At 47.6% G+C, this 21,418-nt stretch carries 19 protein-coding genes, 1 other RNA gene and 1 riboswitch; of the genes, 13 read left to right on the top strand and 7 right to left on the bottom strand.

The window, feature by feature from the left end; all coding sequences use genetic code 11:
- The first annotated feature begins 19 nt into the window (after positions 1–19).
- The 9 genes from eno to EDD67_RS00270 all read left to right on the top strand — a co-directional run bounded on the left by eno (position 20) and on the right by EDD67_RS00270 (position 8,149).
- A complete protein-coding gene (eno, locus tag EDD67_RS00310; RefSeq protein ID WP_093075237.1) occupies positions 20–1,303 on the top strand; it encodes a phosphopyruvate hydratase in 1,284 nt (427 codons plus the stop codon).
- A gap of 80 nt (positions 1,304–1,383) precedes the next feature.
- Positions 1,384–2,430 carry a Gfo/Idh/MocA family protein gene (locus EDD67_RS00305; protein ID WP_121439225.1) on the top strand — a complete coding sequence of 349 codons (1,047 nt, stop codon included), beginning with the start codon at positions 1,384–1,386 and terminating at the stop codon, positions 2,428–2,430.
- Between the two features lie 98 nt (positions 2,431–2,528).
- A complete protein-coding gene (secG, locus tag EDD67_RS00300; protein ID WP_121439224.1) occupies positions 2,529–2,759 on the top strand; it encodes a preprotein translocase subunit SecG in 231 nt (76 codons plus the stop codon).
- A 109-nt stretch (positions 2,760–2,868) separates the two neighbouring features.
- Positions 2,869–3,564, top strand: coding sequence for an alpha/beta hydrolase (locus EDD67_RS00295; RefSeq protein ID WP_093073982.1), 696 nt, complete (start codon positions 2,869–2,871; stop codon positions 3,562–3,564).
- 22 nt (positions 3,565–3,586) lie between these two features.
- Entirely contained in the window at positions 3,587–4,342 is a 756-nt protein-coding gene (locus tag EDD67_RS00290; RefSeq protein ID WP_121439223.1) for an alpha/beta hydrolase, read from the top strand.
- Between the two features lie 38 nt (positions 4,343–4,380).
- Positions 4,381–6,660, top strand: a complete 2,280-nt coding sequence (gene rnr / locus EDD67_RS00285; protein ID WP_121439222.1) for a ribonuclease R — start codon at positions 4,381–4,383, stop codon at positions 6,658–6,660.
- A gap of 125 nt (positions 6,661–6,785) precedes the next feature.
- Complete coding sequence (gene smpB, locus EDD67_RS00280; protein ID WP_093073976.1) at positions 6,786–7,256, top strand: SsrA-binding protein SmpB; 471 nt, start codon at positions 6,786–6,788, stop codon at positions 7,254–7,256.
- A 112-nt stretch (positions 7,257–7,368) separates the two neighbouring features.
- Positions 7,369–7,735, top strand: a transfer-messenger RNA (tmRNA) gene (ssrA, locus tag EDD67_RS00275).
- A 195-nt stretch (positions 7,736–7,930) separates the two neighbouring features.
- Entirely contained in the window at positions 7,931–8,149 is a 219-nt protein-coding gene (locus tag EDD67_RS00270; RefSeq protein WP_093073974.1) for a hypothetical protein, read from the top strand.
- A 36-nt stretch (positions 8,150–8,185) separates the two neighbouring features.
- Here the strand turns inward: EDD67_RS00270 and EDD67_RS00265 are convergent, their stop codons facing one another.
- The gene (locus EDD67_RS00265) at positions 8,186–9,550 is read right to left on the bottom strand and encodes a dipeptidase (protein ID WP_121439221.1); all 1,365 of its coding nucleotides are present in this window, start codon (positions 9,548–9,550) and stop codon (positions 8,186–8,188) included.
- Between the two features lie 193 nt (positions 9,551–9,743).
- Here EDD67_RS00265 and ilvD point away from each other — a divergent pair, with 193 nt between their 5' ends.
- Entirely contained in the window at positions 9,744–11,447 is a 1,704-nt protein-coding gene (gene ilvD, locus EDD67_RS00260) for a dihydroxy-acid dehydratase (RefSeq protein WP_186805959.1), read from the top strand.
- 43 nt (positions 11,448–11,490) lie between these two features.
- On the opposite strand, the gene EDD67_RS00255 is transcribed toward ilvD, so the two are convergent.
- From EDD67_RS00255 to EDD67_RS00245, 3 genes are read right to left on the bottom strand one after another with little or no spacing between them, the layout of a single operon-like run.
- On the bottom strand, positions 11,491–11,892 hold the full coding sequence (locus EDD67_RS00255) for an ATP-binding protein (protein WP_121439219.1): 402 nt from the start codon (positions 11,890–11,892) through the stop codon (positions 11,491–11,493).
- 13 nt (positions 11,893–11,905) lie between these two features.
- Positions 11,906–13,384: a SpoIIE family protein phosphatase gene (locus tag EDD67_RS00250; protein ID WP_121439218.1), complete on the bottom strand. Its 1,479-nt coding sequence runs from the start codon at positions 13,382–13,384 to the stop codon at positions 11,906–11,908.
- Positions 13,385–13,407: 23 nt separating this feature from the next.
- The gene (locus EDD67_RS00245; RefSeq protein ID WP_093073964.1) at positions 13,408–13,710 is read right to left on the bottom strand and encodes an STAS domain-containing protein; all 303 of its coding nucleotides are present in this window, start codon (positions 13,708–13,710) and stop codon (positions 13,408–13,410) included.
- Positions 13,711–13,927: 217 nt separating this feature from the next.
- On the opposite strand from EDD67_RS00245, the gene EDD67_RS00240 reads away from it, so the two are divergent.
- The gene (locus tag EDD67_RS00240; protein WP_121439217.1) at positions 13,928–15,286 is read left to right on the top strand and encodes a methyl-accepting chemotaxis protein; all 1,359 of its coding nucleotides are present in this window, start codon (positions 13,928–13,930) and stop codon (positions 15,284–15,286) included.
- Positions 15,287–15,341: 55 nt separating this feature from the next.
- Positions 15,342–15,464: riboswitch (SAM riboswitch) on the top strand.
- A gap of 89 nt (positions 15,465–15,553) precedes the next feature.
- A complete protein-coding gene (locus EDD67_RS00235) occupies positions 15,554–16,591 on the top strand; it encodes a homoserine dehydrogenase (RefSeq protein WP_121439216.1) in 1,038 nt (345 codons plus the stop codon).
- A 21-nt stretch (positions 16,592–16,612) separates the two neighbouring features.
- Here EDD67_RS00235 and EDD67_RS00230 read toward each other — a convergent pair whose 3' ends face one another.
- From EDD67_RS00230 to EDD67_RS00220, 3 genes are read right to left on the bottom strand one after another with little or no spacing between them, the layout of a single operon-like run.
- On the bottom strand, positions 16,613–18,043 hold the full coding sequence (locus EDD67_RS00230) for a sensor histidine kinase (RefSeq protein WP_121439215.1): 1,431 nt from the start codon (positions 18,041–18,043) through the stop codon (positions 16,613–16,615).
- Positions 18,040–18,738 (bottom strand): response regulator transcription factor, encoded by a 699-nt coding sequence (locus EDD67_RS00225; protein WP_093073956.1) that lies wholly within the window; start codon positions 18,736–18,738, stop codon positions 18,040–18,042. The genes EDD67_RS00230 and EDD67_RS00225 overlap by 4 nt, the downstream gene beginning before the upstream one ends.
- A complete protein-coding gene (locus tag EDD67_RS00220; RefSeq protein ID WP_121439214.1) occupies positions 18,738–19,748 on the bottom strand; it encodes a YncE family protein in 1,011 nt (336 codons plus the stop codon). The genes EDD67_RS00225 and EDD67_RS00220 overlap by 1 nt, the downstream gene beginning before the upstream one ends.
- Before the next feature lie 191 nt (positions 19,749–19,939).
- Here EDD67_RS00220 and secY point away from each other — a divergent pair, with 191 nt between their 5' ends.
- Positions 19,940–21,235: a preprotein translocase subunit SecY gene (gene secY / locus EDD67_RS00215; RefSeq protein WP_121439213.1), complete on the top strand. Its 1,296-nt coding sequence runs from the start codon at positions 19,940–19,942 to the stop codon at positions 21,233–21,235.
- Positions 21,236–21,418 lie beyond the last annotated feature (183 nt).

Raw genomic sequence — 21,418 nt, 5'->3', positions numbered from 1 at the left:
TCATGAAGGAGTGTTTCATATGACAATGATTACCGATGTATATGCACGTCAAGTATTGGATTCCCGCGGGAACCCGACGGTCGAAGTGGAACTGACAACAGAAAACGGCTTTGGACGCGCTATTGTGCCAAGCGGCGCTTCTACCGGCGAACACGAAGCAGTTGAACTGCGCGACGGCGGCGACAGCTGGATGGGCAAAGGTGTTTCCAAAGCAGTCGAAAACGTAAACGAAGTGATTGCCCCTGAAATCGTCGGTTTTGATGCAACAGACCAGCTTGGTTTGGATCAGCTGATGATTGATTTAGACGGAACACCGAATAAAGAAAAACTCGGTGCAAATGCTATTCTTGGTGTATCGATTGCGGCTGCGCGCGCAGCTGCTGACGCGCTCGGACTTCCGCTTTATGTATATCTTGGCGGATTCAGTGCGAAAACACTGCCGACACCGATGATGAACATTCTTAACGGCGGCGAGCACGCTGACAACAGTGTCGATATTCAAGAGTTTATGATTATGCCTGTCGGTGCAGAGTCATTCACAGAAGCGCTGCAAATGGGCGCAGAAATTTTCCACAACTTGAAAAAAGTTCTCAGCTCTAAAGGTCATAACACCGCTGTCGGTGACGAAGGCGGTTTTGCACCGAACTTGAAGTCCAATGAAGAGGCGCTTGCTACGATTATCGAAGCGGTTGAAAAAGCCGGATATAAGCCGGGTGAACAAATTCAGCTGGCGATGGACGTTGCAGCCTCTGAAATTTACGAAGACGGCAAGTACAACCTGAAAGGCGAAGGTGTTGTAAAAACAGCTGACGAAATGGTTGACTTTTATGAAGACCTCGTTTCAAAATATCCGATTGTCTCCATTGAAGACGGATTGGATGAGAACGATTGGGACGGCTTCAAAAAGCTGACGGACCGTCTCGGCGACAAAGTGCAGCTTGTCGGTGACGACTTGTTTGTCACAAACACAGAAAAACTGACACGCGGAATCGAAGAAGGAATTTCCAACTCAATTCTCATTAAAGTGAACCAAATCGGTACATTGACGGAGACGTTCAACGCGATTGAACTGGCGAAGCGTGCCGGATACACGAACGTCATCTCGCACCGCTCCGGTGAAACGGAAGACAGCACAATTTCTGACATCGCTGTCGCGACAAATGCCGGTCAAATTAAAACCGGTGCGCCGTCCCGTACGGACCGCGTTGCGAAGTATAATCAGCTTCTGCGCATTGAAGATGAGCTTCAATATGTCGGCAACTATGCCGGAAAAACAGCATTTTACAACCTGCAAAACAAATAAGCACAGTCATCCCCCGGTTTTCTTTGAAAACCGGGGGATTTTTCGATACAGTAAAATTAAAGAGAAAGGGTGATTGGATCATGAAACCTTTGCAAGTCGGGATCATCAGCGCAGGAAAGATTGCGCAAGATGCGCATATGCCTTGGTATGATAACGATCCGCGCACACAGTTGCGCGCCGTATCATCGCGGACAGCTGAAACAGCGCAGCGAGCAGCCGATAAATTCGGAATCGCGCACGTTTATACAAGCGCAGAAGAGATGCTCGCGAAGGAAAATTTGGATGTTGTCAGCGTTTGCTCCCCTAACGCTTTGCATGCCGACCATGTGATACGTGCGTTGCAGGCAGGCTGCCATGTGCTTTGTGAAAAACCGCCGGCAATGAATGAAGCCGAAGCGCTTAGAATGGAACAGGCAGCGAAAGAGGCAGGCAAACACTTGCTGTACGGGTTTCATTTCCGCCACCGCTGCGAAACAACGGTATTAAAGCGGGCGATTGATGCCGGAGAACTGGGCGAAATTTATCATATGAACGTGCAGGCGATGCGGCGCAGAGGCATTCCGGGCTGGGGCGTCTTCACAGATAAAAACTTGCAGGGAGGCGGGCCGCTTATCGATGTCGGCGTGCATATGCTTGATTTAGCGATAAATTTAAGCGGTTTTCCTGAACCCGTTGAAGCATCGGCTGTTACGCACCAGCGGTTGGGCAAAAAGCCGGGAGTCGGTCTGTTTGGCGAGTGGGATCCTCATACGTTCAGCGTCGAAGATCTTGCCAGCGGCATGATTCGTTTTGAAAACGGGGCCTCGCTTGTGCTGGAAACGTCCTACGCGGCGAATATTGAAACAGACGAGCATTTAAATGTCTCGTTGCTGGGGGACAAGGGCGGGGCGGACTTTCACCCTTTCGCTCTTTATAAAGAAGAGTACGGCGCATTATTCGACCGGATTCCCCGCTTTATCGAACAGACCGGTCCGGATGATCCTTACCAAGCGCAGATCACGCATTTTTTGAATGTGATTGACGGCAAATCAAAGCCGATCATCCAGCCGCACGAGGGGCGTTATATTCAAAAAATTCTCGATGCCCTTTATGAATCAGCAGAAAAGAACCGCGCTGTAACGTGTTAAACGGACATAGCCCCCGCTCCCGTGAAGGTATTGCGTATGCGTTTGGCTCGTGATATGATCTATTAAGGCTTAGATGTGCGTTATGGAGGTGTACAGAAGTGGAAGCGATCGTTTCGGTTTTACTTGTTATTGTATCAATTTTACTGATTACCGCCGTTTTACTGCAATCAGGAAGAAGTGCCGGCCTGTCGGGAGCGATTTCCGGCGGCGCCGAACAGCTTGTCGGGAAACAAAAAGCCAGAGGGATGGAAGCGGTGTTAGGCCGTGCAACCGTTGTCCTCGGCATTCTCTTCTTTTTGCTGACGTTGGTTTTAGGGTATTATATGTAACCGTGTACCATGAAGCAGCAGGCCGGAACCGGTCTGCTTTTTTTTGATTTAACGAGCGGCAAACAACGATATAGTCATGTTAATCGGGCTCCAAAAGGAGGTGGTGAAAGTGATCGGCTGTTTAATTCTGCACGGGTTTGCCGGCTCGCGCGAAGATATTCAAGAGATTGAAACGCATTTTACGGAAAAAACAAACTGGCTCGTTTATGTTCCTGATCTCCCCGGGCATGACGGAACGAAGGACAGTTTAAAGGCAGTAACTTACAAGCATTGGCTCTTAAAGGCGAAATACGCGTTGGAAGAGCTGCTTGAACGCTGTGATACCGTCTATCTGATCGGTTTTTCGATGGGCGGTGTTATTGCCAGTTATTTATCCGTACATTACCGGGTTGACCGGTTAGTTTTAATCAGTGCGGCCGCCTTTTATCTTAACCCGAAGCAGCTGGCCAGCGATTTAACGGGCTGGGCGGTGGAAGGCCTCCGCGGTGAACTGTCTGAAGACGAGTACTATTTGCTTTACCGCGACAAATTGCAAAATACTCCGGTGAAAGCGACGATTGAGTTTGCCAAGATGGTTCGGAAAATCCGCCCTCACTTTAGCGAAATCAGCGTGCCGACGTTAATCATCCAAGGCGAAAAGGACGGCCTCGTGCCTGTGAAAAGCGCTGAGTATATTTACAACGAAATACGTTCGGAGGATAAAGAAATTTATTTCTTCCCGGAAGCTAAACATTACATTTGGCACAGCGGGGAAAAGGAAAGTTTGCTCAAACGAATCGATCAATTTTTGCACGATAAACAGTAACTGACGGAAGGAAGATGACGTGATGGTAAAAGTAAACATCCCTCAACCATTTACATTTGAAGGCGGCGGAGACCGGGCAGTTCTCCTTTTACACGGCTTTACCGGCAATTCGGCTGATGTCCGGATGCTCGGCCGTTATTTGGAAAAGCGCGGCTACACATCGCACGCGCCGCATATGCAAGGACACGGAGTACCGCCGGAAGAATTATTTGCAGCTTCCCCGAAAGATTGGTGGCGAGATGTCGTCGCGGGTTATGAGCATTTGCAGTCGCTCGGTTACGAAAAAATCGCTGTCGGCGGTTTATCACTCGGAGGTGTGTTTTCCTTAAAACTCGGGTATACCTATCCTGTAAAGGGAATCATTCCCATGTGCGCTCCAATGGAAATTCGCGGGGAAGATATTATGCACGAAGGTGTCATCCGTTACACGCAAGAATTCAAAGAATACGAAGGGAAATCATCCGCCGTGATCGACGAAGAAATTTCGGCACTCGGCGATGCCCCCCGAACGACCATCAAAGCTTTACAAACATTATTAAACGACGTGCGCAGCAATATCGATATGATTTACACACCGACATTTGTTGTACAGGCAAGACATGATCAAATGATCGAGCCGAAAAGCGCAGAGATCATTTATGAAGGCGTCGAGTGTGATGATAAACACCTTAAATGGTACGAAGAGTCAAGCCATGTCATTACGCTCGATAAAGAGAAAGACCAGCTGCACGAAGATGTGTACGAATTTCTTGAAAGCCTGAACTGGGATGATGTCTGATCGTTATTGCGCCATGCAGTCGAAAGGAGTAATTAACAATGTCACAGACATTAACAGAAGACATCCTCAATTATTTACGATCAGAGGCGGAAAAGCCTCAGTCGGTGAAAGATTTAGAAGAAGCATTCAATATTGAAGGTGCAGAAGAATCTAAAAAGCTTATTCAAGCGTTAAATGAATTAGAAGACGGCGGTTATGCCGTCCGGACACGAACAAACCGCTACGGTGTGCCGGAAAAAATGGACCTCGTCCGCGGCGAAGTGATTATGAATCCGCGCGGCTTTGCTTTTATAAAAACGGCCGAAGAAATGGACGATGTATACATTTCACCGGAAGAAATGAGCACAGCGATGAACGGCGATACAGTATTAGTCCGGTTGAATGACCGAAAAGAGGGCGCCCGTCCGGAAGGGTCGGTTATCCGGATCGTAAAACGATCGGTCACGCAAACGGTCGGAAAATACATCGATGAAAAGAACTACGGTTTTGTTGTCTCAGACGACAAACGAATACCGGCTGATATTTTTATCCCGAAAGGAAACGAACTCGGTGCTGTTGACGGTCATAAAGTATTGGTAGAAATTACGAAGTATCCGGAAGGGCGCAAGCTCGCCGAAGGCCATGTAAAAAAAGTGCTCGGCCATAAAAACGATCCGGGTGTTGACATTCTCTCGATTATTCATAAACACGGACTGCCCGGCGAGTTTCCTGAAGAGGCCATCACGCATGCAAACAACGTGCCCGATGAGATTGAAGAAGAAGATTATGAAGGACGGCGCGATTTAAGAACGGAAACGATTGTTACGATCGACGGGGCAGATGCGAAAGATCTTGATGATGCCGTTGAAGTAAAAACGCTCGAGAACGGCAATATGCAGCTCGGTGTTCATATTGCCGACGTAACCAACTATGTCACAGAAGGCTCGCCGATTGATAAAGAAGCTTACGAGCGCGGGACGAGCAGTTATTTAACCGATCGCGTGATTCCGATGATTCCGCACCGGCTCTCAAACGGAATTTGTTCACTGAACCCGCAGGTCGACCGCTTAACGTTATCGTGCACGATGGAAATTAACAATGACGGTCAAGTCGTTTCGCACGAAATTTATCCAAGTGTGATCCGTACGAACGAGCGGATGACATACGATGATGTGCGCAAAATATTAGTCGATGACGATGAAAAGACGAAAGAACGTTATCAATCGCTCGTTCCGATGTTCAAAGACATGGAAACACTCGCGGAAAAGCTGCGCAAAAAACGGTTTGCCCGCGGTGCTATCGATTTTGATTTTAAAGAAGCCGGTGTTGAAGTTGACGAAGACGGCACCCCGACCGACGTCGTTTTACGCGAGCGCAGCGTTGCCGAACGTTTAATTGAGGAATTTATGCTGGCTGCAAACGAGACTGTTGCCGAACATTTTTACTGGCTCAAACTGCCGTTCGTTTATCGAATCCACGAAAATCCGGACGAAGAAAAACTCCAGCAGTTTTTAGAATTTGTTACGAACTTCGGCTATTCGGTCAAAGGAAAAGGAAACAGTATTCACCCGGGGGCGCTGCAGGAGCTGCTTGAAGAGGTGCGCGGCGAACCGGAAGAAACTGTCATCAGCCGCGTGATGCTGCGCTCGATGCAGCAGGCGCGCTATGAGCCGTCAAACTTAGGGCATTTCGGTTTGGCTTCGGATTATTATACGCATTTCACCTCGCCGATACGCCGGTATCCGGACCTGATTGTCCACCGTTTAATCCGCACGTATTTGATCGAGGGCAAATCGGATCAAAAAACGATTTCGAAATGGCAAAATGAACTGCCGGAAATTACCGCACATTCCTCAGATATGGAGCGCCGGGCCGAAGAAGCGGAACGGGAAACGGACGATCTGAAAAAGGTTCAGTTTATGCAAGATAAAGTCGGTGAAGAATATACCGGGATTATCAGCGGTGTGACGAACTTCGGGCTGTTTGTGGAACTTCATAACACGATCGAAGGTCTCGTACATGTCAGCTATTTAACCGACGATTTTTATCATTTTGATCAAAAACAGTTTGTCATGATCGGCGAACGGACCGGCAATACATTCCGGCTCGGAGATGAAATTGACGTCCGCGTCGTGAAAGTGGATGTCGACGAGAGATCGGTCGATTTTGAAGTGGTCGGAATGAAACCGCGCAAAAGCAAAGGGAAACCGGCAGCGAAGACGGTTGCAGCGGATAAAGCAAAAAAAGACGGCGGTAAAGCCGGGAAAAACGGCAAGAAGAAAAAGAAGCAGCCGTTTTATAACGCCGCTCCGAAAAATAAAGCAAAAAAGAAAAAATAGCATTTAATGGGCCTGAAACTGTCCGCGCGGCAGTTTCAGGCTCCGATTTTTCTCTTTCCGTAGCGGCAGAAGCGGATATTTGATAAGATAAATGCGTGCATGAAACAAAGAAAGGATGCAGTTGAATGGCTACTGAAGGACGCGATATTGCTCAAAATCGAAAAGCGCGCCACGATTTTCACATTGAAGAAACGTTTGAATGCGGGATCGTGTTAACCGGGACGGAAATTAAGTCGGTACGAAACCGCCGCGTCAATTTTAAAGACTCCTTCGCCCGAGTTAAAAACGGCGAGGTCTGGATTCATAATATGCATATCAGCCCGTATGAACAAGGAAACCGATTCAATCACGATCCTGTTCGCGCGCGGAAGCTGCTTTTGCATAAAAAAGAAATTAACAAACTTGCCGGTATGACAAAAGAAAAAGGCTACACGCTTGTCCCGTTAAAAATGTATATTAAAAACGGTGTAGCGAAAGTATTGATCGGTATCGGCAAAGGGAAGAAAAAATATGACAAACGAGAAGATCTGAAACAAAAAGCGATGAAACGCGAAGTTGAAAGAGAATTTAAAGACCGTCAAATCGGACGTTCATAACCGGCCCAGGCCCTTTGACGGCCGAGAAAATTATGTTATAATTAAATAGAAAAGTTAAGGTCCAATTGAATAGGGATCTATTCAGTCCTCCTTGACGTTTCCTTACTGACACGGGGACGTTCTGGATTCGACAGGGATAGGTCGTGCTTAAACTGCGAGCCGAGCTGAGTGTCCTCGTAAAAACGCTCATCGCCAATAGCTGGCAAAGAAAACAACGATTTCGCTTTAGCAGCGGCGTAACAACCCTGCTAGCGGTTCCTGCCTTCATCGCCCATGTGAAGGATTAAGGGACTCACTCTAAGTGGGCTACGCCTCAACCCCGCCGTCTGAGGGGGCGAGGAAGAGATCAATCAGACTAGCCTCACGGAAGCCTGTCAGTTGGCTGAAGTCGAGGCGAAACACGAATAAACTGACTACGCTCGTAGACGTTTAAGTTGCGTTATCTCTGGACGCGGGTTCAATTCCCGCCGTCTCCACCAATTGCTTATAAACGCTGATATGGTGGGATATAGATTGTTTTGGTAACAAATCCGGCAGCATTTTTGAAAATATCGTCTCAACAGAGGCGGTTTTTTTATTGTCACAAATTCTGTCGACATTATTCTACAAATGTTTGTAAACATGATATAATGAATGTGCGAAACTTAACGAGATGTTTAAAAGGAGGGGCGACTATGAAGGTGATTTTTGACCGCCGGCTGACTGAATTAGAGCAAGAACGAATCCGCCAGCTTGTCGGATTTTATCGAGGGATTTCATTATTCCGTAACGACCGGGAATTATATATCGAAGAAAAAGAAAACTTCAGCTCTGAAGCCTGTATCATGACATTGAAGTCAACGGATGTGCCGATCGCATATATCGAAACAGAAAGCTATTTAAACGGCGCGTAAAAAGGCTGCTCCGCGATTTGACGGAACAGCCTTTTTTTACTGTGCGCATTTTTTGTAAAAGTCAGCAAGAACACGCATGCCTTTGTCGAAATGATCGAGCAGCAAGCTTTCATTCGGAGCATGGAGATTATCGTCAGGCGTGCCGAAACCAAGCAGAATGACAGGCATCGTCCATAACGAATCAATCCATTCAACAACTGGAATCGACCCCCCCAGCCGGACAAAAACCGTTTCTTTTCCGAATGCATCCGTTAAACTTGTCGCCGCTTTTTGGATCAGCGGCAAGTCAGGATCGACCTTGTAAGCTTTGGCAGACAGCGATTCGCGTTTAATCTCAGCCCGGACACCTTTTGGGGTCTCCTCTTCAATAAAGCGGACGATTGCATCTTGAATCGTTTGCGGATCTTGACCGGGGACGAGCCGGCAGGTCAGTTTCGCGGTTGCTTCGGAAGGAATGATCGTTTTAATCCCTTCTTCTTGATAACCGCTGTACATGCCATTGACTTCCAGGGTAGGGCGGGCCATCAAATGTTCATTGACCGTGTATCCTGCTTCCGGAACCGTTTCAACAACACCGAGTGAAGCGGTATAATCCTCTGAGGGCGCCGCATTCATTAAATTCCGTTCGTGATCAGTAAGTTCTTCACAGTCGTCATAAAACCCCGGAACCGTCACTTGTTCGTGTTCATTTTTCATTTTAGCGAGGAGCTGACTGAGTGCGACAGCGGGATTTTTCACCGCTCCTCCGTACAGGCCGCTGTGCACATCGCGATTTGGACCGTGCAGTGTCACTTCCAGACCGGTAAATCCTTTTAATCCGTAAAGCATCGTCGGCTGACCGGCAGACACCATCCCGGAGTCGGAAATCACGGCGAAATCGGCCTGATAAGCTTCGCGGTTCGCCTCGAGGTAAGGAAGAAGGTTCGCGCTGCCGATTTCTTCTTCGCCTTCAATGCAGACTTTCATATTAACGGGAAGCTGCCCTTCTGTTTTCATATACGCTTCAAATACGGCTAAATGCATCAATACTTGACCTTTGTCATCCGACGCACCGCGCGCATACAGGCGGCCTTCGCGAATAGAGGCTTGAAACGGATCGCTGTTCCACAGTTCAAGCGGTTCAGCGGGCTGCACATCGTAATGGCCGTAAAACAACCCCGTCGGAGCTTGTTCATGCTCCAGCCATTCTGCGTATACGAGCGGATGCCCCCCGGTTTCTTCAATTTGCACGTTGGCAAAGCCGATCTCTGTTAAATAATCAGCAACAAACTCGCCTGCTTTACGGACGTCGCTTTGATGTTCCTGTGATGTGCTGATGCTTTGAATCGCTAAAAAATCTTTCAGTTTATCCAACAGCGCATCACGGTTATCGTGTAAATATTTAATAACAGCTTCTGACATACAATGTTCCCTCCTTTGACGTTCCATTGTAATTTTGCCACATTTTCGTGCTTTTAGCGATGATGAATACGGTGACAGCAAAGTGATTTTTCTGAAAACTTATTGCATCAACGTGCTAAAATGAGTATGATGAAAATTATACATGCATATTCAGGCGACTCGTGAATATGTGAAGATGTGCAGTGCGGAAAGGATGAGAAATGTGAGTGAAGAAAAAGATTTGCGGATTAAAAGCCGCGTGATCAGTGAAGGAGCCAACCGGGTGCCGAACCGGTCGATGCTTCGGGCCGTCGGTTTTAATGATGAGGATTTCCAAAAACCGATGATCGGTGTCGCGAGCACCTGGAGCGAAGTGACGCCGTGCAACGTGCATATTGACCAGCTTGCCCGTGATGCGAAAAGCGGAGCGGAAAACGGCGGCGGCGCTCCGATGATTTTTAATACGATCATGGTCGCGGACGGTATCGCGATGGGACACAACGGCATGAGCTATTCGCTGCCGAGCCGTGAAGTGATTGCCGATTCGATTGAAACGGTTGTCGGTGCAGAAGCCTTGGACGGTATTGTCGCGATCGGCGGCTGCGATAAAACGACGCCCGGGTGTCTGATGTCGATCGGGCGTTTGAATCTGCCGAGTGTCTATGTATACGGCGGGTCAATCAAGCCCGGCAAGCTTGACGGCAAAGATATTGATATCGTTAACTCGTTTGAAGCGGTCGGCCAATATCAGCAAGGGGAAATCGACAGTGAGCAGCTTCATAAGGTCGAATGCAGCGCCTGCCCGGGACCCGGTTCGTGCGGGGGGATGTACACAGCGAATACGATGGCTGCAGCAGCTGAAGCGCTTGGAATGAGTATTCCCGGCTCATCATCTACTCCCGCTGTAGATGCGTATAAAAACGAAGAATGCAGACAAGCCGGCGAATTGATCACCGACTTGTTGAAAAACGATATTTACCCGCGCGACATTATGACAAAAGAAGCTTTTGAAAATGCAATCACAGTCGTAATGGCTCTCGGCGGTTCAACAAATGCCTTTCTCCATTTGTTGGCGATTGCCCGAAGTGCAGATGTCGACTTAACGTATGACGATTTTGAACGCGTCCGGCAAAATGTTCCGCATATTGCCGATTTAAAACCGAGCGGGCAATACGTCTTTGATGATTTATTTCAAGTAGGCGGTGTGCCGGCGGTTATGAAACTTTTGCATGAGCACGGGCTGATTCACGGTGATTGCCTGACGGTTACCGGCAAAACGATGGCAGAAAACCTCGCTGAAGCGAAAGGTTTATCCGAAGGTCAAGAAGTCATTTATCCGTTTGATCAGGCTAAAACAGAGAGCGGACCGCTGATTGTCTTACGCGGAAACCTTGCTCCAGAAGGAGCGGTTGCGAAGATGACCGGGCAAACGATCACCCGTTTTGAAGGGACTGTTAAAGTCTTTGACAGTGAAGACGAAACGACAGCTGCGATTGAAGCAGGCGAAATTGTTGAAGGGGATGTCGTCGTTGTCCGCTATGTCGGTCCTAAAGGCGGACCGGGCATGCCGGAGATGCTTTCGATTACGGCGATGATTGTCGGACGAGGTCTCGGCGGCAAAGTGGCTTTAATGACTGACGGGCGTTTCTCCGGCGGTTCACACGGTTTTGTCATCGGCCATATTGCTCCGGAAGCGGCCGCAGGCGGACCGATCGCGCTCGTTCAAAACGGCGACGAAGTCATCATCGACAGTGAAACACAAGAAATTACCCTGAACGTGTCTGCAGGCGAATTAGAAGAGCGCCTCGCGTTATGGAAGCAGCCGCCGATGAAGCAGCCTTACGGTGTGCTCGGCAAATACGCCAAACTCGTATCTTCTTCCGCTAAAGGTGCAATCACGGACGGCAATTTAGAATAAGCGCAAATCAATAAACCGAGCGGGGGGCGAAAGCCTGCTCGGTTTATTTTGTGACTTTGCGCTTAATCATCAGCGTGGTTGTTCCGGCTTGATCAGTAAGCGCCCAGTCGACGGTATTTTGAATAATGAACAGCCCGCGGCCGCGTTCTTTTTCCAATAGTGAGTCGGAATCTGCCGGTAATACGGCATCCTTGAAACAATAACCCGCGCCTTTATCTTCGATGCGCAAATACACCCTCGTCCGTCCTTCTTTAATATACACAATGACCGGTTTACTTTCATCCATGAGGTTGCCGTGCTCCCAGGCATTGTTAAAACACTCGGTCAAGGCAATGTGAACGAGCAGCGATTCGCTGCCGAACCAATCGTGAAAGGCAGCGTCAAACTCTTTGATGTTTTCCCGGAACGAATGCGGTGTGTAGTAATGCTGGCAATGAAAAATCATCGTTTTACCCCTTTTATTTCAGTTTTAAAATAATCGCGCTCGTGTCATCTTGAGAACGTCCTGCCAGTGCGGCGCGCTGAACGAACGAATAGAGTCCTTCGCATGTCACAGTGTTTGCATCTTGGAATGTATCCAGCGTTTCGAAAAACCCGTCGGTACCGAAGATTAATCGTGATTCGCGCGTCAGCGGGAAAGACCGGCGGCGAAACATCGACTGTTCAAACATGCCGAGCGGTGTGCCGGCGAATGATTTCCGTTCCGTATGTTCATTCGTGATATGAAGAAGATGCGGAATGCCGGCAGAGACGATATGGCAGCTTAAACGGTTAAAATCAATTTCGGCGATCATTGCCGCGGCAAAAGAATCGTCCGGCAAGTGCAGGCAGCAATGTTCGTTCATTTGTTTCATCTGTCCTTCAGCGCTGATGCGCTGCCGTTTGACAGAGGTTTGAAAGAGCGTGTTGAGAGCTGACGTTTGCATCGCTGTATAAATACCATGCCCCATAATATCGACAAGGTAGATGATCAGTTTGTTATTTTTTTGATCGAAATAGTATCCGTATGTATCGCCGCTTAAATAAAAATGCGGATAGTAAAACGAGGTGAAATCGAATTTTTTCCCCGTGATGTTGAGCGGTAATGAGTCTTTTTGTGACTGGACTGCACGGCTTAACTCTTGGTGAATCCTCGCATACCGCGAAACATCCTGGCCGATTCCGAAAAAGCCGATCAATGTAAAGGTTTCGTCGTATCTCGGGAAAAAACTCCATTCGGCCGCCTTGTATTGACCGGAGAACGGATCGTTAATTGTACAAAAAGCGATTTCCCGGTGGTTGGAGATTTCGCTGCGAAACGCTTTCCAGTCCTCGGCTGTCATGGGCAAAACCGCTTCAATCGATTCATAACCAAAACTGGAGGGAGCATCAGAAAAGAACGTGTTCGCTTCTTCGTTGTGGTAAACGAGCTGATTATGCAGGTTGAATACATAGCATGCACCGGGAACGGATTCAATCCAGGCTTCGTTCACCGCAGGCAAAGACTGGCGGCCCGGAGTGCTGCTGCCTGCTCTTTCTTTCATGAACATCATCATGTAAAAACAAGGATGCTCCGTTGTATCGTTACCGGAGAAAATCGGTTCAATCTGGATGTGGCCGGTAAAAAAATCTCCTTGTTTTCGGCGGATCGTGAGATACAAATCTGCTTGTACGTTGGCAAAAAAATGCTCCGTTAATGAAATGACTTTCGTTGTGTTCCAAGTGAACGGAAAGAGGATTTCAAGCCAATCGTTAAGCGCCCCGTTTAAATCCTCAGCGCTGTAACCGGTTCTTTCCTTAAAACGGGTGTTGACAAACAGGATGTGCCGATCGTTGGATTGGGCTTCAATTAAGGCGATTCCGAGAGGGAATTGTTTGTACATCGTTTCAATTTGCAGCCAGTCTTCCACGGCAGGGACCGTAGGCATCGGTAATGAATTTTTTTCTCCTTCGCGCATAACTTTGCTCCTCGCTGATGGTTTTAGTCAAAGTCGAATACAGCAGTCAGGCGCGTTAATTCAAACACCTTTTTGACGCCGTCTTTTGCACCGCGTATAAGGATCGTTCCTTGCTTTTCCCGTGTCTTTTTTAATACGGAAACGAGAATGCCCAGCCCGGCGCTGTCAATATAATGTAATTCATTCATATCAATAATAAACGAGCGGAAGCCGGCATCGATTTTGTCGTAAAGGTGTTTTCGTAAATCACCAGCGTCCTGAACCGTCAACTCTCCGCTTAAGTAGACAGTGACTTGCTGTTCGTGAATAACGGTGTCGCTTACCATAGTAAAACTCCTCCCAGGTGTGTTTGAGAACTTAGAACTAAGATTTATATCCCCTCTTCCGTTGCGGAATAAACGCTTTTCCGCTATAAATGCGGCTGAAAACAGGAAAAATGTCGAATTATGATTCTTTTATTGAGACTAAGGACTTAATAAGATATAGTTTATAAATAATCATGTTATGTAAGCTGATATCAATATAACTGGGGGATTTATCTTCATGAAAAAACAAACCGGGAAGTCGAAAAAGACCGTAACGATCCGAAAAAAATTGACGCTTGTGGCGGCTGCGGCGATTCTTTTTACGCTGATTATGAGCGCGCCGATTGCCTACATACAGCTGCTTGTTTTTGACCTGGAAGTATTGACAGCGGTCATGGGTGAAGGGCTGACAAACTTGCTGCAGACGTATTTCACGACGATTATGAACCTGATAATTATGGTGACGTTTATATTTGTTGCGTTGCGGTTTGTCGTCTTGCGTCCGGTCCAGCATATGAATGAAACGATCGACAGCATGCAAGGAAAGACGATTGACTTAACGAAGAAAACAAGCGTAAAAACGAATGATGAATTAGGAAAGCTCGGCCGAGCGTTTAATGAATTAAACGGAGAACTGTCTGGATTGATCCGCTCTGTCAGCTTATCGGCAGAAGACGTATCATCGGCCAGTGAAGAAAACGCACGCTCGATTCAAGATATGTCCGTCAGCTCAAGTGATGTCAAATCGAATGTGGACGACTTGCATGAACAGGCGAAATCAGGCAATGAGGCAATCAAAGAAGTGTCGCAGTCGTTACTGGAGCTGTCTTCACTGATTCAAATCGCAAAAGATAAGGCGATTTCGGCCAGCGGCCAATCAGCTTCAACGATGGAGATCACACAAACCGGCAAGAACAGGCTTGAAGATGTTGTCGGCAAGATGGGGCGAATGAAAGCTGAATCCCGGCAAACAATCAGCCAAGTTCAGTCGTTAGAACATTATTCGAAAGATATTCATACGATCGTCGATACGATTACACAAATTTCTGAACAGACGAATCTGCTTGCGCTGAATGCCGCCATCGAAGCAGCCCGTGCCGGTGAAGCAGGAAAAGGTTTTGCTGTTGTCGCTGATGAAGTCCGGAAACTCGCAGAACAAACGTCGCGCGAGGCGGAAAATGTAACCGGCCTGATTGAAAAAATGACTGCGACGACAAACGAGACTGTCCGAGAGATTGAACGGAGTGACGCGAGCATTGCTGCCGGAGCGGAAGACGTGCAGAAAATCAGCGAATCGATGACGGAAATTTTCAGTGCTGTCGATCAAAGTGTCAAGGATATGGAAGAAATTAAAGATATTACGAACGAAGAAGTCGCGACGTCGGAGAAAATCGTCGCGCTTATTGACCAGCTGGCGACCTTCATTGAAGATACGGAATCGAAAGCCTCGAATGTACTCGCTTCAGCAGATTCAACGAATGAAATGATTGAATCGATCTCCGCGAGCACTGAAGAAATGGCGACGATGGCAGAGAATCTTCATCAGGCTGTATCAGCGTTTAAAACAGACGAAACGGTTCAGGCGAAAATATCGTGACAAAATTTTGACATCAGCAAGCGTCCGTGCTACAGTTACACAAATAAAATCAATACACTTATCGAGAGCGGCGGAGGGACAGGCCCTGTGAAGCCCGGCAACCGGTCAGACCGTCAACACGGCTGACTAGGTGCTAATTCCTGCAAAACAGCGGTACGGCTGTTTTGGGAGATGAGTCGATGCATCTATCAAGATCTTCATTCACTCCCTGCCGTAATCGGTGAGGGAGTTTTTCATCGGCACATATAATAAGTGGAGGCGATTGAGATGACGAAAACCAGTGCAGCCGGTTCAACAAAAGATTTGGCAATTTTCGGATTCGGCACCGTCGGTGAAGGTGTTTATTCATCGATACAGGAAAAAGCTGCTGAGATAAAAGCGGTCACCGGGACAGAATTGCATATTTGTGCGGTACTTGTGCAAAACGTGGAAAAAGAGCGTAATGTTGCAGCAGGAACGGTTGTCACAGACAACCCGGCTGAAATTTTGGCCAATCCTGATTTAGATACGGTTGTCGAAGTGACGCCTGATGCCAAAACAGCTTACCCGCTCGTAAAAGAGAGTTTGGAGCGGGGGATATCAGTCGTGACAGCGAATAAAGAACTGGTCATGATGTACGGGACGAAGCTGCACGAAACGGCCGATCGGACAGGCGCTTCTTTTCTGTATGAAGCCGCCGTTGCTGCGGGGATTCCGGTGCTGACTTCGATTCGTGAGACGCTGCGTGTAAATAAGATCACCCGGGTCGAAGCGATTTTGAACGGGACGAGTCATTTTATGCTTACCGAGATGGAAAACCGCGGAATTTCGTTTGCTGAAGCTTTGTCTGAAGCGCAAGATCTCGGCTATGCTGAAGCGGTGCCGGATAAAGACGTTGACGGCTGGGACGCTTGGTATAAAGCGATTGTGTTGGCAAGGTGGATTTACGGCCAGAATACCCCGATTGACGTGTACGATCCTGAAGGGATTCGGGGTATTCAAGCTGAGGAATTGCGGCAAACACGCAAACAAGGGAAATGTTTGAAACCGGCAGTGACGCTGGAAAAGCAGGGGAAATCTGTCCAGATCACCGTTTCTGTCCGGGAACTTCCTTTAGATCATCCGCTTGCTTCTGTGCAGGGCGTTATGAACGGCGTGTATATCGAAAGTGATTTAATGGGGCCGCTGACTTTTCAGGGACCGGGAGCCGGCAAGTGGCCGACAGCGAGTTCAATTGTTGAAGATGTCGTCCGCGTGTATACAAACAAGTATATTCCGGGTTCGTTTGATGTTACATCATCCGAGCATCCATCAGTGACAGTTTAGCTTCTTTCCGTGAAGCATAAGTTACCCAATACCTTCGGAACCGTCAGCATCATACAGCGGCAGGTGAACTGTTACGGCAGTGCCTTTCCCAGGCTCAGATGAAAAGGTTAATTCACCGCTGTGGGTTTCGACAATTTGTTTTACGATTGACAGACCGATGCCGACTCCGCCGCGCTCACGGGAACGCGATTTATCGGCTCTGTAAAACCGGTCTGTCAAATAAGGAATCTTTTCCGGCGCGATCCCTTCACCGTTGTCGCTGATTTCAATCAGGGCGCTGCCTGCGTCCGCTTTTATCTCCGCACTGATATGTCCGTGTTGCGGCGTATAGCGCGATGCATTGTCGAGCAGATTGATGAACACTTGCAACAGCCGGTCTTCGTCGCCGAAAATAATCAGCTCATCATTGTACTCGGTTGACATCGATTGCTCTTTATCAGCGCGTTTTAATTGCGTGTTGCGGACAGCTTCTTCTAACAGCTCGGAAAGGACGAGCGGGCTGAAGCCCGTTTGTTTGTCGTCGGCTTTTTCAAGTTGCGTCAATGTAATGAGCTGATCGACAAGTCTGTTCATTCGTGATGCCTCATGATAAATAATCGCAGAATATTCACTGCATCGCCCGGTATCCGGGGCATCTTTCATCCCGGCAAGCAGCTCGCTGTATCCGCGAATATAACTGAGAGGCGTCCGCAGTTCGTGCGAAATATTTTGAATAAAGGCGCGTTTTTTTTCATCTTCATCAGCGAGGTTTGCTGCCAGGAACCGAAACGAATCGGCCAGCCCGGCAATTTCATTTTCAACATCGATGTGCAGCCTTCGTTCATAACGCCCTTTGGCAAGCTCTTCGGCATGGCGTTCAAGTTCTAAGATCGGATGAATAAATTCCTGTTCGACCCGTTTAATCAAAATAAATAAGATAAACAAAAAAATGCCGCCGATCAAAGCAACCGCAGGTATAATACCATAAAACGCTTCGTTAATTTCCGCAACGGGCCGGTACAACAGGATGACGGTGTCTAAATAACCGTCATCGATCACAACAGGCACGGCGGCGCCGAGAATACGCGTATCAAGCGCTTCGTGCATCCTTGAAATGATAACGGTTTCGCCGTTTTGGAGCTGACTCCGCTCAAGGCTGTTAATCACGAGTTCATTTTCCGGCTGTTCGAGCGGCACCGCGGAACCGAGCGCCATCGGATCGGAACTGACAACGCCGTAAAGGTTTGCCGATGAAAGGGTCCAATCGAGGCGCTCTTCAAATACAGCTTCCGGTTCGTGCAAATAAGCGTCTTTTAAACCGGAAGCTTGATCTTCAAGAATTTCGGCTTGGCTTTCTAAGTAGAGACTTTCATAAAAATAAAACGAGACAGAGGCAACGAGTCCGGCCGAAAAAAGGGCAATGGCTGCGAATAAGATCCACGCTTTCGCCTTAACGGATAGGTACTTTTTCAATGTCCCGGCACCTCTAGTTTATAGCCCATTCCCCACACCGTTTGGATACAGGAAGCCTCCGATTTCAGTTTTAAGCGGAGCGTTTTAACGTGTGTATCGACTGTGCGGGACGTCGCGTTCAAATAATCCATCCCCCAAATCAGTTCTAAAATCCGCTCGCGCGAAAACACTTGTTCCGGATGCTGCAAAAAAAGTTCGAGCAGTTCAAACTCTTTTTTCGTCAAGGTAATGAGTTCATTTTTCACATACGCCTTTTTCGAGGTGCGATTCAGCGAAATGTTGTGGAAAGTGAGCGTGTCGGGACCGTTTAGTTCAGCCGTCTGTTCAATGCCGACACGGCGGAGAACCGCTTCCATTCTGGCAATCAGTTCATCTTTGCCGAAAGGTTTGACGAGATAATCGTCTGCACCGAGCTTTAACCCGGCGACTTTGTCTTCTTCTTCCGTTTTTGCTGTCAGCATCATGATCGGCACAGACGATGTTTGCCGGATGGTTTTACATGTTTCATAACCATCCATGCCGGGCATCAGGATATCCAAAATAATAAAATCAATCGCTTGACTGTTGAGCAGGTCCAAAGCAGCGTCTCCGTCGGCCGCAGTAAACGCGCTGTAACCGGCGTCAGTTAACATGCTCGAGACGAGTTCACGCATTTGTTCCTCATCATCGACGATTAAAATGTTTTGTTTTTTCATTAGTTAGTTCCCTCCAAATAGATCATCGCATACGGCTGAGCTGGTACATCAACAGCCTGTTCGACCGTCACGCTTTCTGGATCGAGAAAAATCACCTGGTTGCCGTCAAGTGTGCTGATAAACAAGGTATCTTCAGTCATCAGACTGTAGTAGGGATTAAACGGCAAGTCGGCTGATTTTTCTATCTCGAATGTTGAGCTGTTCAATTGATAAAGTTCGTGCGAACCATGGCTTAAAATAAAAATGCTCTCAAAACCGGGGTGATACGAAAAGTCTACCGGCATCAACCCGGCAGGAATTTCTTTAATTTGTTCGTTTGAGCCGAGCGAATGGATATAAATGTGCTCGTTTAATTGTTCGCCGGCGCCGTGACCGCCGATGTATAGATGATTTTCAACCGCAGTTAAACCTTCCGGGCGCTGATTTACCTCAGCGGAAGCGGCCGATTCAAAAGGGTCCAGCGAAAACGACTGCATTTCATTATCGTATACGTTCAATAGGTAAAGACGGTCGGTTTCTTCAGCATACGTTAACGAATTCGGATGTGCGCCGGCAGCAATCGTTTGATGATCGGATGTGTGCAGCGAACGGTCTAATTCAAACATTGTAAGTGTGTCTCTTTCTGTATCAGCCGTGAAGAGGCGGTTAATTTCTTCAGCGTAATACAATTCGCTGATGCTTCCGTTGGCAGCATCGAAAGCCGGTTCAATCTCACCGGAATCCGGCTCGAGAATATACAGTGAACTGTCCTCTTGAGATGATAAAATGATCTCATCTAACGAAGCAATATAAACCATATCGGCAGCCGGGAACGGAAGCTCGCTTTCGGTAATCACCTCGCCTGTGCCCGGGTCAATCCAAGTCAAAAGCGCAAGCTCCTGATGCGAAACAGCGAGAAGTTCCTCGTAGCTGCTCGGTATATCAATGTTATTTTGTTCTGATTGACAGCCGTTTAACAAGGCCGCTGTAAAAAGCAAAGGGACTGATAAATAAAAACGAATGCCTGGCAAAAGTACCCCTCCAAAAACTGTGCCGTACCTTTTAATTTTACAGCAAAAATGAAAAGTTTATGTGAAATAAAGAAAATCAAGCTCTGATTTTTCGAGAAATTTTTCAAAAATCCTCTACGTTATCCAGTATAATATGATATTCTGTAGAAGTATATTCGGATGATTATAGATTATGAACAGAGGTGCTCGATATGTTTCGAACAATTAAAACGATCTTTTCGATCGGTGATTTGCGAAATAAGATCTTTTTTACATTAGCGATTTTATTTGTGTTCCGAATCGGCGCACATATACCGGCTCCGGGAGTCAATGCGGATGTCTTGGATTTCGAAGACTTGGCGGCGATCGGCTTGCTGAATGCTTTCGGCGGCGGTGCGCTGGAAAACTTCTCGATTTTTGCCACCGGAATCATGCCGTACATAACTGCTTCGATTATCGTTCAGCTTTTAAGGATGGACGTTGTTCCTAAGTTCGCTGAATGGTCCCGTGAAGGTGATCAGGGCCGAAAAAAACTTGCGCAGGTTACGCGCTACGGGACAGTATTAATCGCATTTGTCCAGGCGATCGGGATGTCGTTTGGTTTTAACAATATTATGCCGGGGCTTGTGCCGGATCCTACCTTGCTGACTTATTTAATGATTGCTTTGACATTAACGGCCGGAACAGCATTTTTATTATGGCTCGGTGAAACGATCACTGCTAAAGGCGTCGGCAACGGTATTTCTTTAATGATCTTTGCCGGGATTGCTTCAGCGATTCCTGGCGGCGTCGCACAAATTTACACGATTTATATTCAAGATGCCGGCGAGGAACTGTTTGTGAATTTAGTCATTGTCGCGTTGATTGCACTCGCATTTTTGGCGATTACGATCGGCGTTATCTTCGTGCAGCAAGCGATCCGCAAGGTGCCGGTGCAGTACGCGAAACGCCTCGGAGCAACAGGGCAGTCGCGCGGTGCGCAATCGTCTCACTTACCGCTGAAAGTAAACTCGGCCGGTGTTATCCCGGTCATCTTCGCGATGTCGCTGTTTATTTTCCCGCCGACAATTGCGAATTTCACCGGAGCGGAAGGAGCGCTTGCACAATGGGTTGTGCAGACGTTTGATTACACGAATTCAATCGGCATGATGGTTTATGCCTTGCTGATTATCGGGTTTACGTACTTTTACACGTTTGTGCAAATGAATCCAGAACAGATGGCGGAAAATCTGAAAAAGCAAAACGGTTTTATTCCCGGTATCCGTCCCGGGAAAACGACAGAAGCGTTCATTACGAGAACACTGTATCGTTTAACCTTCGTCGGCGCTTTGTTTCTTGCCACAGTTTCCGTATTACCTGTGCTCTTCACCCGCTTTGCCGGACTGCCGCAAGCGATTCAAATCGGCGGTACCGGTCTCCTGATCGTCGTCGGGGTCGCGCTCGATACGATGAAGCGGATCGAAAGCCAAATGATCGACCGGAAATATACAGGATTTATGCGCCGCTGATACGTCTTCAAACCTGCCCGAAGCTTAATAGCCGGGCAGGTTTTATTTTTAACGGAAAATTTTTCTCGTTGTACCACTTGCACATTGTCATTTTTTTCTTTAATATAGTAATTGCAAAGACTTTGTGACAGTTTCATGTATTTTTTAGCAAAATTTTTTATCCGAAAAATGAATGAGTGTTCA

This window comes from Salisediminibacterium halotolerans, from assembly GCF_003814815.1.
Classification (GTDB): domain Bacteria; phylum Bacillota; class Bacilli; order Bacillales; family Salisediminibacteriaceae; genus Salisediminibacterium; species Salisediminibacterium halotolerans.
The sequence above is the reverse complement of the archived record's forward strand: the minus strand, read 5'-3'. Positions and strand labels throughout refer to the sequence as shown.

Excerpts from the sequence above, each read along its gene's own strand:
- EDD67_RS00225 (WP_093073956.1), bottom strand. The coding sequence starts at position 18,738 with ATGAAAAAACAAAACATTTTAATCGTCGATGATGAGGAACAAATGCGT.
- secY (WP_121439213.1), top strand. The coding sequence starts at position 19,940 with ATGTTTCGAACAATTAAAACGATCTTTTCGATCGGTGATTTGCGAAAT.
- EDD67_RS00305 (WP_121439225.1), top strand. The coding sequence starts at position 1,384 with ATGAAACCTTTGCAAGTCGGGATCATCAGCGCAGGAAAGATTGCGCAA.
- ilvD (WP_186805959.1), top strand. The coding sequence starts at position 9,744 with ATGAGAAATGTGAGTGAAGAAAAAGATTTGCGGATTAAAAGCCGCGTG.
- EDD67_RS00290 (WP_121439223.1), top strand. The coding sequence starts at position 3,587 with ATGGTAAAAGTAAACATCCCTCAACCATTTACATTTGAAGGCGGCGGA.
- EDD67_RS00255 (WP_121439219.1), bottom strand. The coding sequence starts at position 11,892 with ATGATTTTTCATTGCCAGCATTACTACACACCGCATTCGTTCCGGGAA.
- eno (WP_093075237.1), top strand. The coding sequence starts at position 20 with ATGACAATGATTACCGATGTATATGCACGTCAAGTATTGGATTCCCGC.
- EDD67_RS00245 (WP_093073964.1), bottom strand. The coding sequence starts at position 13,710 with ATGGTAAGCGACACCGTTATTCACGAACAGCAAGTCACTGTCTACTTA.
- EDD67_RS00265 (WP_121439221.1), bottom strand. The coding sequence starts at position 9,550 with ATGTCAGAAGCTGTTATTAAATATTTACACGATAACCGTGATGCGCTG.
- smpB (WP_093073976.1), top strand. The coding sequence starts at position 6,786 with ATGGCTACTGAAGGACGCGATATTGCTCAAAATCGAAAAGCGCGCCAC.
- rnr (WP_121439222.1), top strand. The coding sequence starts at position 4,381 with ATGTCACAGACATTAACAGAAGACATCCTCAATTATTTACGATCAGAG.
- EDD67_RS00240 (WP_121439217.1), top strand. The coding sequence starts at position 13,928 with ATGAAAAAACAAACCGGGAAGTCGAAAAAGACCGTAACGATCCGAAAA.
- EDD67_RS00235 (WP_121439216.1), top strand. The coding sequence starts at position 15,554 with ATGACGAAAACCAGTGCAGCCGGTTCAACAAAAGATTTGGCAATTTTC.
- EDD67_RS00250 (WP_121439218.1), bottom strand. The coding sequence starts at position 13,384 with ATGCGCGAAGGAGAAAAAAATTCATTACCGATGCCTACGGTCCCTGCC.
- EDD67_RS00270 (WP_093073974.1), top strand. The coding sequence starts at position 7,931 with ATGAAGGTGATTTTTGACCGCCGGCTGACTGAATTAGAGCAAGAACGA.